The organism is Bifidobacterium apis (assembly GCF_036986835.1).
Lineage (GTDB): Bacteria > Actinomycetota > Actinomycetes > Actinomycetales > Bifidobacteriaceae > Bombiscardovia > Bombiscardovia apis_A.
This window is the reverse complement of the sequence record NZ_BTXD01000004.1, coordinates 112,153-128,505: the sequence shown is the minus strand read 5'-3', so window position 1 is coordinate 128,505 and position 16,353 is coordinate 112,153. Positions and strand designations below refer to the sequence as shown.

At 58.7% G+C, this 16,353-nt stretch carries 11 protein-coding genes; 4 read left to right on the top strand and 7 right to left on the bottom strand.

The genetic code is table 11. The features are described 5' to 3' along the window. Positions 1 to 575: 575 nt before the first annotated feature. Entirely contained in the window at positions 576 to 1,331 is a 756-nt protein-coding gene (locus AACP62_RS08195; RefSeq protein WP_029679003.1) for a Sir2 family NAD-dependent protein deacetylase, read from the top strand. A 430-nt stretch (positions 1,332 to 1,761) separates the two neighbouring features. On the opposite strand, the gene AACP62_RS08190 is transcribed toward AACP62_RS08195, so the two are convergent. Then, a complete protein-coding gene (locus tag AACP62_RS08190; protein WP_339347650.1) occupies positions 1,762 to 2,004 on the bottom strand; it encodes a hypothetical protein in 243 nt (80 codons plus the stop codon). Positions 2,005 to 2,655: 651 nt separating this feature from the next. Here AACP62_RS08190 and AACP62_RS08185 point away from each other — a divergent pair. Beyond that, the gene (locus AACP62_RS08185; RefSeq protein WP_339347648.1) at positions 2,656 to 4,689 is read left to right on the top strand and encodes a bacteriocin-associated integral membrane family protein; all 2,034 of its coding nucleotides are present in this window, start codon (positions 2,656 to 2,658) and stop codon (positions 4,687 to 4,689) included. 25 nt (positions 4,690 to 4,714) lie between these two features. Next, positions 4,715 to 5,386 carry an ATP-binding cassette domain-containing protein gene (locus AACP62_RS08180; protein WP_339347647.1) on the top strand — a complete coding sequence of 224 codons (672 nt, stop codon included), beginning with the start codon at positions 4,715 to 4,717 and terminating at the stop codon, positions 5,384 to 5,386. A 216-nt stretch (positions 5,387 to 5,602) separates the two neighbouring features. Here the strand turns inward: AACP62_RS08180 and ilvA are convergent, their stop codons facing one another. The 6 genes from ilvA to AACP62_RS08150 all read right to left on the bottom strand — a co-directional run bounded on the left by ilvA (position 5,603) and on the right by AACP62_RS08150 (position 14,786). Next, positions 5,603 to 6,868 (bottom strand): threonine ammonia-lyase, encoded by a 1,266-nt coding sequence (ilvA, locus tag AACP62_RS08175; RefSeq protein ID WP_339347646.1) that lies wholly within the window; start codon positions 6,866 to 6,868, stop codon positions 5,603 to 5,605. A 235-nt stretch (positions 6,869 to 7,103) separates the two neighbouring features. Beyond that, entirely contained in the window at positions 7,104 to 9,569 is a 2,466-nt protein-coding gene (otsB, locus tag AACP62_RS08170; RefSeq protein WP_339347645.1) for a trehalose-phosphatase, read from the bottom strand. A 162-nt stretch (positions 9,570 to 9,731) separates the two neighbouring features. Next, a complete protein-coding gene (locus tag AACP62_RS08165) occupies positions 9,732 to 11,642 on the bottom strand; it encodes a glycoside hydrolase family 13 protein (RefSeq protein ID WP_339347644.1) in 1,911 nt (636 codons plus the stop codon). A gap of 87 nt (positions 11,643 to 11,729) precedes the next feature. Continuing rightward, on the bottom strand, positions 11,730 to 12,560 hold the full coding sequence (locus tag AACP62_RS08160) for a carbohydrate ABC transporter permease (RefSeq protein WP_339347641.1): 831 nt from the start codon (positions 12,558 to 12,560) through the stop codon (positions 11,730 to 11,732). A 70-nt stretch (positions 12,561 to 12,630) separates the two neighbouring features. Beyond that, a complete protein-coding gene (locus AACP62_RS08155) occupies positions 12,631 to 13,569 on the bottom strand; it encodes a carbohydrate ABC transporter permease (protein ID WP_339347639.1) in 939 nt (312 codons plus the stop codon). A gap of 20 nt (positions 13,570 to 13,589) precedes the next feature. Further along, positions 13,590 to 14,786 (bottom strand): ABC transporter substrate-binding protein, encoded by a 1,197-nt coding sequence (locus tag AACP62_RS08150; protein ID WP_339347662.1) that lies wholly within the window; start codon positions 14,784 to 14,786, stop codon positions 13,590 to 13,592. Positions 14,787 to 15,054: 268 nt separating this feature from the next. Between AACP62_RS08150 and AACP62_RS08145 the strand changes: the two genes are divergently transcribed. Further along, positions 15,055 to 16,335: an ROK family protein gene (locus AACP62_RS08145; RefSeq protein ID WP_339347636.1), complete on the top strand. Its 1,281-nt coding sequence runs from the start codon at positions 15,055 to 15,057 to the stop codon at positions 16,333 to 16,335. Positions 16,336 to 16,353: the final 18 nt, after the last annotated feature.

Genomic DNA, 16,353 nt, shown 5'->3' with positions numbered 1-16,353 from the left:
AACCCCGACACCCCTCACAACGCTCCCACGTACCCGACAACAGCCGGGCGGGCATCGGACTGGCAATCAAAAAGCTATAAGTAGCACAAACACGCTCTTGAGTTCTCAAACCACCACCACACCAACAAGCCATTCAACTTCCTCCCGGAAGAAGAACCGCCGTGTTGAGCAGCAAGAGATAAACTTACCACGAGCCGGCCAAAACGCAACTCGGCCCTCCCAGAAAGACCCTCAAAACAAGCAATAACAAGCCCTCAAACGGCGTGTCGTTACATGTTCCTTTCTAACTTTGAGTCTCTCGAAGACGGGCCTTCAGCTCACGCTCCCCGCTCCATGCACACATTTTATTCACAAAGCAATGTACCCGCCACTGCTGAATCAGCGTGTCAGAATAGCCCTTTCATGGTCCTTTTGAACTTTGGTCACAGGCAGCCATACCCGTGCGGAGCTCTCTCTCGGCCTTCAATCATCAGTCATCCACAACGCAAGAATGTCAGTGTTGGTATAAATGCATATTCGCGCACCATGTCGGCCTTCGACTCATAGAGTCTATTAACGGATGGTAAGACGGGTGTATGAGCACAACAATTGCAGTACTGACCGGTGCAGGCATCTCGACTTCCGCCGGCATACCGGATTTCCGCGGGCCTGACGGGGTCTGGACCAAGCATCCTGACCAGATGAACGTTTATGACCTGGACCTATTCATGAGCGACAAGAAGCAGCGGGAGTATTCATGGCGGTGGCAGAAGGAATCACCAGTCTGGAAGGCTCAGCCCGGAGTAGCCCACAAGGCACTGGCCAGGCTTGAGCAGGCAGGCATGCTGAACCTGCTGGCTACGCAGAACTTCGATGCCCTCCACGAGAAAGCCGGTAACTCCGAGGACGTCATCGTCAACCTTCACGGGACCATCGGCAGCTCCCATTGCATGAAGTGCGGCCAGGCATATCGGACGGCCGACATCATGGCCAAGCTTGATCAAGAGCCCGATCCACACTGCCACAAGCCCATGCCCTACCAAGGCAACATGCCATGCAACGGCATCATCAAGACTGACGTGGTCTACTTCGGCCAGGCCCTGCCCGAGGGAGCCATGGAGAAGAGCATGAGACTGGCCAGCCAGGCCGATCAATTCTGGGTGATCGGCTCCACCTTGGAGGTGTATCCGGCGGCCTCGCTAGTGCCGGTGGCAGCCCAGGCAGGTGTGCCGATCACCATCATGAACATGGGTTCGACCCAGTATGATTCTCTGGCAACCCGACTCATCCACGAACCCATCGAAGAGGCACTGCCCAAACTCGTCGACAAAACCATCGCCGGACAGGAATGATTCGCTGACTGCTCCGCACAATCGCTGGAACAGATTTGCGATCTGCAGATTTCTGACGGGCCCTGCAAGAACCTGCGGGGCCCGCTATTGCAATCCTTGCGTCGTCTTCCGTCTCACTACAGACAGACTCCGCCTGTACCGGTTCCTTGTCAGCGCGTTTCGGAACCCCGGCACCCGGCTAGCTTCAAGACATACATCCCATCGGAGCCTTTTCATGCTCGATAGCATACTTTTGGTAGAGCCATAAGCCTGAAACACCTTGTCCCAACAGAGCTCCGACGCTTCCGGCGAACCCGCTGGGCCATCATGGCGCACATGGCCAGCTGGGGCTCCCCTTGGCAGCAGACGTTCAAGCGGGGGAGTGCCGAATATCCCGGAATGTCCTCATACGTGGTCGCCGCGATCTGGACGGTTCGGCTTCAGTCCCGTGTCATGCGCCGACGAGGTCGGTGTGATGGGTTTCGGCGTCCCACTGGAGGAGCATGCAGAAGTATTCGTTGCGGTTCTCCAGCCCCTCGCGCTTGATGGCGGCGGATACGTATTCGTCCATGGGTTCGCTCAAGCGCACGCTATGCTGCACGCTCGGCTTCCTGTCCTGTTCGTGCTGCTCGATCGATGGGCGCCCCATCAGGGTGGCGAACAGCTTCATGGCGTCCGTGTCGGGGTCGAGCATGGCCTGGCTGATCCTCCTGGCCGCCTCGCCGCACCATGCGCGGCGACCGGCGGCTTCGAGGCGGACTGGTCGAGCCAGTCCATGCGGTTCTCGTATTCGCTTGCTTTCACGGTCGCGCGCCGTGTGTTCTTGTCGCTCATTGCCATTCCCTTTCCGTCGTCGTCCCGTTCTGGCCGCCGGACGCGGACAATCCTGTCTAGCCGCCCGCTTTTGTGTCGTGACAGGGCAGTGTGCTTTGCCATAGTGGCCCTTGCCTAGTCGGCTGGAATGGTGCCTGTTGCCATGGCAGGCGGCGCTGGTAGAGGTGGTTTTATTTGTAATCGCTCCGGGGTTCCAGGTTGGGGGCATGTGACCTCGTCATATTGGCATCCGAACAAGAGCCATTATGCGACCGCGATGGATACTGGATAGGTCACAATTCAAGCAAATAGCAATAAATGGGTTGTCGCGCGGACTGGCCGCGTCACTTCAGACAATCAGTGCTACTGTGGTGTACATTAACTCGCTTACGAGTATCAGGTATGCAATGGCGTGATGTCTGGTATCACTGAGTGAACGAGGTGCTGACCCCTATTTGCTTTGGGTGGGTGAGGTGATTTGCGAATTCACTGGATTGAACGGTTGACGATTTGGGCTTCCTTGATTCTCACCATGGTGGTGACATTCGAGATGCTTATCACTATCGACCAGGAGCTTCCGGCAGGTACCGGTACCTCTTTCACCGTCGAGAGGGTTGATACCGCGACGAAGGCGGATGCTGTGCGTGCGATTGCCCAAGCTTCAAAAACTTTGGGGATTAATGTATTCAAGATCCAACCTTCATTTCGCGACTCAATGAATTCTCGTGTTCTCGTGGCCTTTGTGGGTGACCAGAAGTCTTTTCAACGAAATGGAGGGTACGATTATCCTTTCTTTTCAACGCGTGACCAGTCAACGAAAGTAGTTTCTTATAAAGAGATTACAACCCAGGACTTGCGCGGAAGCTATGCGACCAATGCGGATAGGTCGCATATGGAACAGCTCGCCAAGACTTTGTCACGTTCCCGGATAGTGGTTGACGAATCACAAAGCCTCTGGTCACGAGGCTTCTGGATAGCTGCGATGATAACCGCGTTAGGGAGGGGTGGCCTTTGGGCGGGAGTCGTTATCATCGCCATCACATTGGTGGTGTCCACCGCGTATTCCCTGTCCAGGAACAGGAAGATACATGCGATCAAGGCGATGCACGGTTATACCAGCGGAAGGATACTCGTCGGCGAGCTGGTATCACTGCTTGCCACACTCGCCGTGGGATTGGTGACAATTACCTTAGTGGGATTACCTCTCCTCTGGTTTATCAATAACTTCCACCAGATTTGGCGACTCCTTCGAGCGCTGTTTATCGCCGTGGCTGTATTGACAGCATATCTTGTCTTCCTGGCGTTGGTTTTAGGCGGTGCCAGTACATTCCGCAATCGAATACCCGCCGTTCTCAACGGAGAGGGTAACGAACTCCGTGATGGCATCATCGCGGGTTTTGCCCAGTTCATGGTGGTGGCTGTTCTCTTTGGCACCATCAGCGGGTCTCTGAATAGAATCAGCGCGATACAGAGCACCAGCCGGTCCTTGGCACAATGGTCTCGCATCTCGGATCAATATGTCCTCAGATTGTCAGTCAACACCAACACCCCACACGAGGATGAGCTCCGGGCAGCGCCTCCCCTGATGAAAGTGATCGAGGATCTTGACAGCAGAGGGAAGGCGATGTTGGTCGGGTATAACGGTGACTCCGTTTTTTCCACTGATGGGAACAATGATCCTTATAAACCGGACGGATCCGATTCGATGGTAGTGAGCCCGAACTATCTCGACAAGCAACCCATTGCCGGACTTGATGGGAAACCGGTTAGAGTGGTTGGAACAGATATCGGGGCTTTCACACTCCTGGTGCCTTCATCATATAAAGGGGACCCCGGAGCCTTGTTGAAGGAATACGCCGAATATTTCAAGATACAGTGCCAACTGGGTGTTACCCAGAAACAGAAACCATATTCCTGCAACCCTCACGGCGTCTTGGTCCGCACACGTTCGGACCAAGACATATCTCTCTTCTCGGGGACCCAGTTCATGCCTGCGGAAGATCAGCAGAGGCTGTCTTTGAAGGATCCGGTGGTAGCCGTCACATCCCCATCGTCAGGGTTGATCAGCCCCATGGTATACCTGTCATACACATCAAGCGATAGTGTATTGTTCTCCGATCCGGAACTCCTGCAAAGCAAGCTGGACCATTATGGAATCTCCGGATACTTCCAGGGTATTGATAACGCCAAAGACTCGGTGGCGTATACATTGTCATTATCCCGCAACGAGCAACGTGGGGACATCATAGCCATATCGTTCGGTCTGGCTGCTTTCATGATGGCCATCCTTGTGTGCTCGGCCGCGTATTGCGCAAGACGACGCAGACTCTCCTTCGTTCAATTCATCCATGGATACGGGTTTTTCAGAAGACATGGAGGCTTTCTTATCATGCAGAATATCGGGATGTTGCTGACCCTCATGGCAGTCGGCATTATCGGCTCGATGAACAAGATTACGGATCTGGTGGCTGGAACATTGCTCTTCGCTGTATCCAGCCTCATCATGGCCATTACCGTATCGGTATACGAGTCAAGGTTCCGTGCTGACGACATTAAACGCCCGTGAATCCACGGTGCGGAGGGAGATGCATATGACAGACGCAGGCAGGCAGCCGACATTGAAAGTCGAAGGACTTACCAAGAAATTTGCGGAACACACGTTATGGTCGAGACTGTCCTTCGACGCTGGTCCTGGTTCCATAATCGCAGTGAGCGGACCGTCCGGTGCAGGCAAGACGACCCTGCTCAACTGCATCGGCTTGTTGGAGGACTTCAATGAAGGATCGGTCACTTACAACGAAGGGACATTCCACTCCGGTTATTTACATAAGAGCAGGAAGGGGCAGCGGGTGTGCCTTCGCGAAAACATAGGATTTCTATTCCAGAACTATGGTCTTGTCGAACAGTGGAACGTGTCGCGTAACCTGCAGATTCCCCTCAAAATGAAGAAGCGCGAACATCGCAAGGAACGGGACGAACGAATCGGCAGAGTACTTGACATCGTCGGGATGAATGGCTCACAGAAGAAAAAGATTTACACCCTATCGGGCGGGGAGCAACAGAGAATCGCCCTCGCCAGGCTCCTGCTCAAACAGCCGAATGTCATTCTTGCAGACGAGCCGACCTCTGCGCTGGATCAGGACAACGCCAACGTCGTAATACGCATACTGTGCGAACTTGCCCAACAAGGCGCTGCCGTCATCATCTCAACACATAATGAGGAAATAAAGCAAATCTGTTCATCGATTATCGAAATAGGCTGATACACCCACGTCCTCCACCCGCAGACTGTGACGACTCCGGGGAAGGGACTCCACCTATGATAAGACGCAAGCCAGCACAAGAATCGCCATAGATTGCCCTTCAAGAACCAGCAGGACCCATCAGCCAAGCCCAGCAAAGGCGTCGACCATTGTCCATCACTATCTCCGAACATCGGATGCCAGGCACGAGCACCGGATCCAATCGGGACATAATGCTCAGTAGTTCTGATGGACCTGGAAGCCTCGACTACGCAAGGTATCCAGAATCTGGGTGATGTGGTCGGGGCCGTTGGTCTCCACAGTCACCTCCAAGAGCACGCCGTTGTCATAGTGGCCGGAGGATTTGAACTGATCGTGGTTGAGCTCGATCACATTGGCACGCAGATCGGCCAGGACCGTGGCCACTTTGACCAGCTGGCCAGGTACGTCGGGCAACTCCACGCCGAACTGCATGATGCGCCCGCGGGAGATCATCCCCCGCTGGATGACAGCACCCATGGTGACCGTATCAATGTTGCCGCCCGAGATGATGGGGACGATCACATGCGGCCCCGGGGCCGACCGGAAGACATCGGACTGCAGATCCAACTGGCCCAGGGCGGCCAGGGAGACGGCGCCAGCTGCCTCGACCACCAGTTTGTGCTTCTCCAGCATGAATAGAATCATCTCGGAGATGTCGCTTTCGGTCACCTGGACCAGATCATCCATATATCGGCTGAGTAGAGCATAGTTCAGATCGCCGGGACGTCTGACGGCAACACCCTCGGCAGCCGTACGCATCCGATCCGCTGCGACCACATGACCAGCTGTCAGAGATTCACGCCAGGCCGGAGATCCGACCGGGGTGGCTCCAATGACTCTGACCTCAGGCTTGAAGGTCTTTACGGCGAGTGCCACTCCGGCGCCCAGCCCGCCCCCACCCAGGGGAACCACAATATCGGTGACATCGGGCACGTCCTGAAGAATCTCCATGGCGATGGTCCCCTGGCCGCAGACGACCTCATAGTCGTCAAAGGGCGGGACGAAGGTCATGCCGCGATCACGTGCCAACCCCAAGGCATAATCAGAGCTTTCATCGAAGACCTCGCCCTGCAGGACAACCTCGGCACCATAGGCCCGAGTGGCATCGACCTTGAGCGGCGGCGTGATCCGAGGCATGACGATGGTGGCCTTCGCGCCCCGGCTGCGTGCGGCAAAAGCCACCCCCTGGGCGTGATTTCCAGCGGAAGCGGTGACGATGCCGCGGTCCAGCTCGTCTTGATCCAAGGAGGCCACCTTGTTGTAAGCTCCTCGAATCTTGAAGGATCCGGTCAGCTGCAGATTCTCCGGCTTGAGCAGAACGCGATGGCCTATCCGAGCACCCAGGTCATCGGATTCCTCGATAAGGGTATGGCGGGCCACACCTTCCAGACGTTGGGAGGCTTTGCGCAAATCAGCGGCATGATCGGCCTCAAGACAGGCAGTGATTGTTGAAGTATCCATGCTCCAAGTATGGTCGGCCGGGCCCGACCAATGGGGTCAGCCGTCAACATGGTGGACACCCAAACGTGCCGAAAACCAAAACATGTGGGCAATCGGACGTTTGGGCACCCGAAGACCAGACAGGTATGAGGACAGACCCGAGACAACCAGACCGATAGCCAGGCGAAGCACCAGCCACCCATGAACTTGGCGGACTTCACGAGTAGCTACCGGTAGCGGCTAGTGGCCGCCTGCCTTACTTGTCGTCAGTGAGCTGGGCATGCGCCTCATCGACCACGGTATGATCGTCGCGGAAGTCATGGGAAGCAACGGGCTCATTAGCGTCACGGGCCACACCGGCACCCAGGTCGGCCAGCAGCAAAGTGACTGCGGTCGGATCGTTGACCCGCAGCCGGGCCTTGGTCTGGCCGGGCCCAACCTTGATGGTCCAGCCCTTATCGGGCATGACGGCGAACATGGTCTCGTCCGTCTCATCGTCGCCCAGGGCCATCATGAAGTCGTAGTCGCCGCTGTTGACGAAGGGCAGGATGGCCTGGCCCTTGCTGGTGGCCACAGGGGTGACCTCGACGACCTTGGAATTCTCCATGATCATCAGCCCCAGGCCGACCACCACTGCGCGCAAACGGCGGAGCAGATCCTGACGCTCCTGGTCGGCCACCTGGGCGTCGCTCATCCGGTAGTGCCAGGCAACCGCATCCGACTTGCTCTCCACAAAGGAGTTAGGGACCTTGCTGGCCGATTCATCCATGATGGGCCGGATCACCTTCTGCCAGGTATCGGAGTCGGGCAGGCCTTTCGCCCGCTGCCACTCGTCCGAGTTGCTGCCGGGCAGATTGCGGTTCCAGGCGCCATGCTCGGCAATCAGCCCCACCGGCAGATCGCCGAACCAATCCTGCATGATCTGATGGCTCCTGCCGGAGACCAGCAGGAAGTCCACATCAGGATTGCTCCCCACCTGGGTCAGCAGACGACGGAGGGCCTGGGTGGGCTTGGCCCGCTCAGGACGGCGAACCAGTGGGGTCAGCGTCCCGTCATAGTCGCATAGGACCAGACGGCGATGGGCGCCGTCCCACTGACGAACGATGGCGTTGTGGTGATCCATACGCAGCCTCCTATCTGTCATGCCCGGAGCGGACACCTGCCGCAGGGAGTCGAGGAATGAGGTGCACCAGTTGGCTGCAGTGCGCACCTTGAGCCGGGCCTGCATGCGGATGTTGCGCCGCTTGGACTCCTCGGGGGTGATCTCCAGGGCGTTGTGCAGGGCCTCACAGACCATGTCGATGTCGTAGGGATTGACGATGAAGGCATCGGTCAGCTCGTCGGCCGCCCCGCACATATCCGACAGAACCAGGGTGCCGTCGCGGCCGTCATGGCAGGCCAGGTACTCCTTGGCCACCAGGTTCATCCCATCGCGCAGGGGGGTGACCAGAGCTACGTCTCCAGCCGTGTAGATGCCACAGACCGGCTTGATGGACAGGGAGCGGGTGATGTAGTGGATGGGGGTCCAGGCCAGCAGGGAGTAGCGGCCGTTGATCTCCCCCACCAGCTGGTCCACCTGGGCCTTGAGCCGCTGATAGGACTCGACGACCTCACGCGAGGGGGTGGCCAGCAGGTAGTAGGTGACATGACCCACCCATTCAGGGTACTTGTCCAGCATGCGGCCGAAGGCCTGAAGCCGCTCGGGCAGACCCTTGGTGTAGTCCAGGCGATCCACCGAGACGATGACCTTGTTGGACCGGCTACCCACCGAGGAAGCCGCCTGCTTGGCCAGCGTGGACTCCGGGATGTCCTCCTTCATGTAGTGGCTCCACCAGTTGGCATCCGAGGCGGCGGCTTCGTTGGCCGCGACCCCTTCAGCGGTCACCGAGGTGCGGTAGCGGTGACGGGGGGACTTGCCGCAGACCTCGTCGATCCCTCGGCGCATGGCCCGGGCCAGGCTGGAGTGGGCGGTACGACGGTAGAGGTTGTAGTCGATGCCGATGGGGAAGGCGTCGATGGCTGCGCGGTGACCGTCAGGCATCTCGACCACGCCGTCCCGGTTGACCGGCAGTTCTGGCAGCAGTCTGTGCAGCGAAGCCAGGAAGCTGGCGGAGAAGTCCACCGTATGGAAGCCGATCAGGTTGGCACCCAGGACGCCCTCCAGGATTTCGCGGCTCCAGGGCAACGAGCGGAAGATCTCGGCGCTGGGGAATGGCACGTGCAGGAACCAGCCGATGGAGGCGTCAGGGTAGCGTTCGCGCAGCATCTTGGGCAGGAGCATCAGGTGGTAATCCTGAATCCATATGGTGTCGCCCTTGCGGATGAGCGGCTCCACCACCTGTGCGAAACGCATGTTGACCTTGCGGTACATCTCCCAATCCTCCTGGCGGAAGACGGCCTCATGCGAGAAGTCATGGAAGAGCGGCCAGAGGGTGTTGTTGGAGAACCCGGCGTAGTACCCGTTCAGCTCCTCCTTGCTCAGGAAGATGGGAATGCACCGGCTCTCACGGTAGGCCTGGCGGATGCGGTCCAGCTCCTTTTCCGAATACTTCTGAGGATCGATGCCGCTCCAGCCGATCCAGAGGCTGTCCTTATGGGAACGGTGGTAGGGGCCGATGGCCGTGGCCAATCCCCCCACGTTCTGGCGCAAGGTGTAGGAGCCGTCCTCCCGTGCCTGCAATGACATGGGCAAACGGTTGGAGACGATGATCAGACGAGACATGCAACCCGCTTTCTTTTCCCGTCCGCGCCGGAATCGTCGGGATTGACCACGGCACGGACCCATCGCCCCTGGACCCGGGGACCCAACCGGTCCACACAGGCCCATCGGGGCATCGCTGACTTCCACTCTAGCCGGGAACGCGCTTCGGCGGCGGGGTTTCCCTCAGAGTCGATAGGCGAAACCCTCCCAAGGGGAGAGACGGCCAGTCAACAGGGAACTGGCGGTTTGCTCGGGCCGATAGGTAGATATGAGAATCCGATCGGGATCCACTGCCCCAAGAGCCATGGAGGTGAATCCGGTCTGGTCCAGCCCCAGAAGTGCTGCGGTCTGAGGCGGGAGTGAGGCCGGGCGGCTGCTCAGGTTGACCACAACCAGCAGGCGCTGGCAGGGCAGGGCATCCAGAACGCTGGCAGCCTCGGGTCCTGACTTGGGTTCCGGAGCCTGGTCCAGGGAACGGGTGAATGAATAAATCTGGTCCGCGTCCGGATCCAGAAGAGTGAAGTCGCCGGCTGCCACGACCGGATTGGTATGACGCAGGCGGATCAGCTCCCGATAGAATGACAGGACCGAATCCGGGTCGCGCAGCTCAGTCTTGACGTTGACCTTGTCCCGGTTAGGGTTGACTGCCAGCCAAGGCTCCTTTGGAGCGTACGAAGCGGTGAAGCCAGCGAACTTGGTGGAGTCCCACTGCATGGGGGTGCGGGCGTTGTCACGACTCATATAAGCCAGGGCGGCCATCATGGACTCCGGATCCTGCTCGTGCGCCTGATCGACCCGCTGATGATAGAGGTTGATGGACTCCAGATCCTTGTATTGGTCAAGGCTGGTGAAGCCAGCGTTGGTCATGCCCAGCTCCTCGCCCTGATAGATGTAGGGGGTCCCCCGGTGCATGTGCAGGAGGAGCCCCAGGGCCTTGGCCGAACGCGAGCGCAGTTCCTCGCTGGATGTGTCGCCCCAACGGGAGACGATCCTGGGCTGATCGTGGTTGTCGAAGTAGAGGCTGGCCCATCCGGCCCTGGCCACAGCCTGCTGCTGCTCGTCCATGGCCGCCTTGAGCCGGGAGACCCGGAAGGGGCGGATGTCCCACTTGCTGTCCCCGGTGTCAACCTCGGTCTGGGTGAAGAGGAAGAGCATATCCAGCTCATGGTTGGCCGGATCGGTGATCTGCCCGCTGCGGGCAGGCGCCAGACTGGGAGCCTCCCCCACGGTCAGGTAGCCCTGCCGGCCCTGGAAGACCTGACTGCGCATCTGCTGCAGGAACTCATCCAGCCTGGGGCCGTCCACACAGAAGGGCACCGAGGATGAATACCCCTCGGGTCCTACAGGACCGTCAGCTATGGCTGATCCGTCCTCGCCGGGCAGACGGCCCTCGGGGTCGACGGTCTTGGAGATCATGACGATCACATCCATGCGGAACCCGTCGATGCCCCGGTCCATCCACCAGTTCATCATGTCGAAGACGGCCTGCCGGACCTGGGGGTTCTCCCAGTTGAGGTCGGGCTGCTTCTTGGAGAACAGGTGCAGGTAGTATTCGCCGCGCTGCGGATCGTACTGCCAGGCGGAGCCTCCGAAGTAGGACCCCCATTGGTTGGGCTCTGCGCCAGGGGTCCCCGGTTCGTGGCCGGCCTTGGCAGGGCGCCACCAGTACCAGTCGGCGTGCGGGTCATCCCTGTTGCGGGAGGCCTGGAACCAGGCGTGCTCGTCCGAGGTGTGATTGACCACCAGGTCCATGACCACCTTGATTCCCCGCCTGTGGGCCTGGTCCAGTAGCTCGTCCATATCGTCCATGGTGCCGAAGATGGGGTCGATGTCCTGGTAATCGGCGATGTCATAGCCGTTGTCGTCCTGCGGGGACTTGTAGACCGGGCTCAGCCAGATCACGTCCACGCCCAGGTCGGCCAGGTAGTCCAGCCGTTGGGTGATGCCCGGCAGGTCGCCGTAGCCGTCGCCGTTGGTGTCCTGGAAGGACCGTGGGTAAATCTGGTAGACCACGGCATTGGCCCACCAGGGGTTGGGGGTGGCTCCGTTGGTCCGCACCCGATCGGGCAGCTGCATGCGTTCTTCCTGGGTCATGGTCCTCCTCACGAAGATTGGATTCCTGGGACTTCCTTGTTCTGTGACCTCTACTATAGGCTGCCCTAACTGCCTGTCCTTGCGGGGCTATTTGACAGCTCCCCTCATGACACCGCTGATGACCCACTTCTGTGCGAACAAGTAGACGATCAGGATGGGCGCCAAGGCCATCAGGTAGCTGGAGAAGGCCATCGGGTAGTTGGTGGCGAACTGGGAGCTGAAGACATACTGTGCCAGGGGGATGGTCTGGCTGGTCTGATCCGTCAGGACAATAAGCGGCATGAGGAAATCGTTCCAGGCCCAGAGGGCCGTGGTGATGGCGATGGTCGCATTGATCGGTCCCATCAGTGGGAAGATGATGGTCCAGAATATCCTCCAGGTGCCTGCACCATCAAGGCGGGCGGCCTCCTCAAGAGCGGTGGGAATGGATCGGATGAACCCCGTGGCGATGAAGAGGTTGGTGCCCAGGCCCAACACCACGTAGAGCAGGATCAGGCCGGGTACATTGTCCAAATGCCAGCTGCCGAACTGCTTGGCGATGGGAAGCATGACCACTGGGAAGGGGACGAACATGGCCGCAATGAAGAAGTAATAGAGGAAGCGGAAGAAGCGCTTGTCCATATTCCTGGCCACGGCATAGGCCACGAAGGTATTGGTCAGCAGGGTGAGTGCCACTGCGCAGACCGTGACGATGGCCGAATTCAGTGCGGCCTTGGGATAGTTGACCTTGTTCCAGGCATCGGCGAAATTGTGCCACTGCCAGGAAGAAGGCAGGCTGAAGGTTCCGGCCTCCGCAGGGGTCTTCAGAGCCGTGACCACGGTGAAGTAGAGCGGCACAAGAATCGTCAGGGAGAGCACAGCCACGGTGGCAGTCAGCCACCAGTTGACCCTCTTGAGGCGCGACCCCGGGAATCCCAAATGCCGCCTTCCCCCTCTTTCTGATGATTGTGCCGGTGTCTGCGGTTGCATAAGCGCTGTCTGTGCCATCTCAGATCTTCTCCCCTCTTCTGGAAATGCCCAGCTGGATGAACGCGATCACTGCCAGGACGATGAAGAACATGACCGCGTTGGCTGTCTGGTAGGCGTACTCGCCTCCGGTAAGACCGCCCTTGTAGATGAGGTAGGTGACTGTTTCGGTCTTCGAATCGGGTCCTCCTGCGGTCAGGGCCACCACCTGATCGAAGGTGTTGAAGGCATTCTTCAGAGTTAGCACCAGGTTGATGGTGAAGAATGGCCCAATCAAGGGGAAGGTGATCCTCCAGAATTTCTGCCACTCGTTGGCGCCATCGATGGATGCGGCCTCATAGACCTCTGAGTCGATGGTCTGCAGACCCGCCAGATAGATCAGGGTTGAATAGGCCACCGCCTGCCAGACCGAGAGGAAGACGATGGGGATCCATGCATAGCGCTCGCTGGTCAGCAGGGACTGGGAGAGCCAGCCGATGCCCAGGGCCTTGCCAAGAGCCGGCAGAGGCGTCATGAAGATATATTTGAAGACATAGCCGATGACCAGAACCGAGAGCGTGTAGGGGATGAAATAGATGACCCGGAACCCGTTCTTGAAGGCGATTTTCCCATTCAGCGCCACCGAGATGAACAGGGCGATGAAGTTGACCAGCAGGGTGATCAGAATGGCAATCAGCAAAGTGAACAGGTAAGCATGACCCACACGACCGTCACGGAAGAGGGCGCCGTAATTCTTGAAGCCGATCCACAAATAGCGCCCATAACCCTGGGAATTCGTAAAGGAGTAGGCCACACCCTGGAGGAAGGGCACATAGAGGAAGAGCGTGAAGATGAGTGCCGCAGGGACCGCCATCCAGTAGAAGGCGCGGTCCACCTTGCGATTGGAGAACCTTGAAGGCCGCTTTCTGGCCTTGACTGTTGCGTCAGCAGCGTGAACGCCGACGACCTTGGATTGTGCCATGACTGAGTCCTGACCTTTCATCATTGGAAGTTCCTTGCCTGGACCTTGTCCCATTCGTTCTGCATGGAACCGATGAAGCCGTCCACATCCCCCTTGGTGACCATGGTCTGCAGATAGCCGCCGATATTGATGGAAGAGGGGATGTAATGGTCGCAGAAGTCGGCCAAGCGGTTCTGTTGGAAGAAGGGAAGAACCCCGTTCAGGGCCGGATCGCCTGCCTCCACCTTTCTGGTCGGCGTGAAGGCCGTCTGGGCCTTTGCATATGTGCGCAGCTGCTGGGGCTGCATCAGATAACGGATCAGCCGCATGGCCTCCTTGGGATGCCTGGTGGTGGCACCCATGGTCAGCATGACATCGTCGCCAGCCGTCAGTATCTGCTGGGAGGGGAAATCGTTGGCCGGCATCTGGGCGAATCCGAGGTCCACATCCGGATCGATCATCCTGATTTGCGGTATGGCGTATGTTCCCAGGGGAAGGATCGCCACCTTGCCCTTGGCCATGTTTTGGGTGCCCTGCTGGTAGGTAACGCCCTTGTCGCCAGTGGAATGGCTGAAGAGCTCGACCTCTCGTCGAGCCGGCTGTGTCCACAGGGTCTTGAAATCGGTTTTCCCAGCCAGAAGATCCCGGTACCTGCTCTCAGGGACCAGAGTCCCCGCCAGTGATGCCAAAGGGGCCTGAGCGGTCCAGGAATCGGAGAGGGTGCCCTGCACAGGTTCGATGCCCTGGTCCTTGAACCTGTCCATGACTGCCGTGAACTCCGACCAGGTGCGCGGCGGATTGTCAGGATCGACCCCTGCCTTTCGCCAGAGCGTCTTGTTGTATATGTATCCGCTGGCATTGCCGGCAAAGGGCAGGCCATACAGGCGCTTGGCCGAAGGATCCTTGGTCTGGACCAGATTCCTGGCTATCGACACCATGCCCGGATTGAGCTCCTTGACCAGGGGATCGTCGGTGAAATCATGAAAGACCCCGGATGCCGCGAACATGCCGAAGCTGATATCACCGTTGAAGGTGATGACGTCGGGCACCCGGTTTTTAACCAGACGGGTGCGCAAATCCGTCTGGGCGTCGGCCGAATTGTTGATGTTCACCCTGATGTCGGGATTCTCCTTCTCGAATTGTGCCACCATGGCCTTGAACTGGTCGGCGGCCTCGAACTTGAACTGGAAGAAGTCCAGAGTGACCAGGCCTGAATCCGCGGAGCCGCAGCCCGCCATGGCCACGAGAGTCAACAGAGCCAGGAGTGAGGCGACTCCGTTGCGGACCCAGGCCGATATTCGGCCAAGCCCGGATCCTTTCCTACTGCCGATAACCTTCATATTTGGCTCCTTTACCATCTGCACGGGCAACTGTGACCTAGATGATTCTGCGGACCAGCATAGGGTACCGGGATATTTCATTCCCAGCTCTGGCGAGTTCCTTTCGTTAAGAAAGTAATTAAGATAGGCTGTTCAGTACAGGGAGGTTTGTCCGTAAGGAGGCGCCGTGGCCGACAGAGACAACCAAATATCAAACCAACACGGGGATGCTGACCGCTCAGGGGAAGCACGGCCATTCCCAGCCTGGTTCACGGCCTCCAAATACACCCACCGCATCGCCGTCGAGGTCCTCCAGCACGGTCCAATCTCCAGAGTGGCTCTGGCGCGGCGATTCAACCTGACCCAGGGCGCCGTATCGCGTATCACCAACGATCTGACCCATCTCGGGGTCATCCGGGAAGCCGGCACACTGCCGCAGGCAGACGAACCAGGAAGACAGGATGGCCACAAGCATGGTTCCAGTAGCGTAGGCAGACCGCAGCAAGCCCTGGTCATCCGCCGGGAAGCCAAGACCTTCATTGGCATCAATCTTCACGGTGGTACTGCACTGGCAACGGCGACGGACCTGGCCTGCCGACCCGTCGGCCGGTCCCACAGTCATCACATTCGACAGCGAAACCCAGGCCAGGTCGTAAGGATGCTGTCAAACCTGACCCAAGATTGCATGCGCGAGATCAGTCGGGCCGGTCTGCCCAGCCCCTCCGGCCTGGCCATCTCCCTGGGCGGTCGGGCGGAGCAAGACAGGGTAGTCACCTACGCCCCCTTCCTGCATTGGAGCGAACCCGTTGACCTTGCCACCCAGATGGAGAGCACATGTGATCTGCCTTGTCTGGTCTTCAACGATCTCGATGCCCTGGCCCTGTACGAAGGATGGTTTGGCGAGGGCATCGGGCTGGACCGGTTCGCTCTGATCACCATGGGATCCGGCATCGGCTATGCCTTAAGCGAGAGCGGCATGCCCGTCTCCTCACCGGACGAGGGTTTTGGGCTGATCGGCCATCAGCTGGTGGATCCGGATGGGCCGGTCTGCTATCTGGGCCATCGTGGCTGCGCCCAGTGCCTGACTACAGGATCCCTGGCTGAGCAATACTCGCATGCCATCGGACAGGCTGCCAGCTTTGACAGGTTGGTCAAAGACCTGGAAGAGGACATGCCGCAGGCGGAGACCCTGCTCAATCTGACCGGTTATCGGCTAGGGGTGCTGATCGCCCTGGTGGCCAACGTGGCCCTGCCCGACAAGGTCCTGGTGGGCGGGGAGACTTCCTATCTGATGAAGAGATGCATCGAGTCCGTACGCAAGGGCACAGCCTCATTCCGCCACAGCCAGATGGTCGAGGTCCCCGTGAAGATCATCGACGGCGACTGGCTCCGTTGGGCCCAAGCCCCCGCAGCCAGAGCAATCGCCCGGTATCTGCAGGGTCCCGAAGAGGCCGATAAGCCCGAATAAATCGGGAAACGGCTCGAC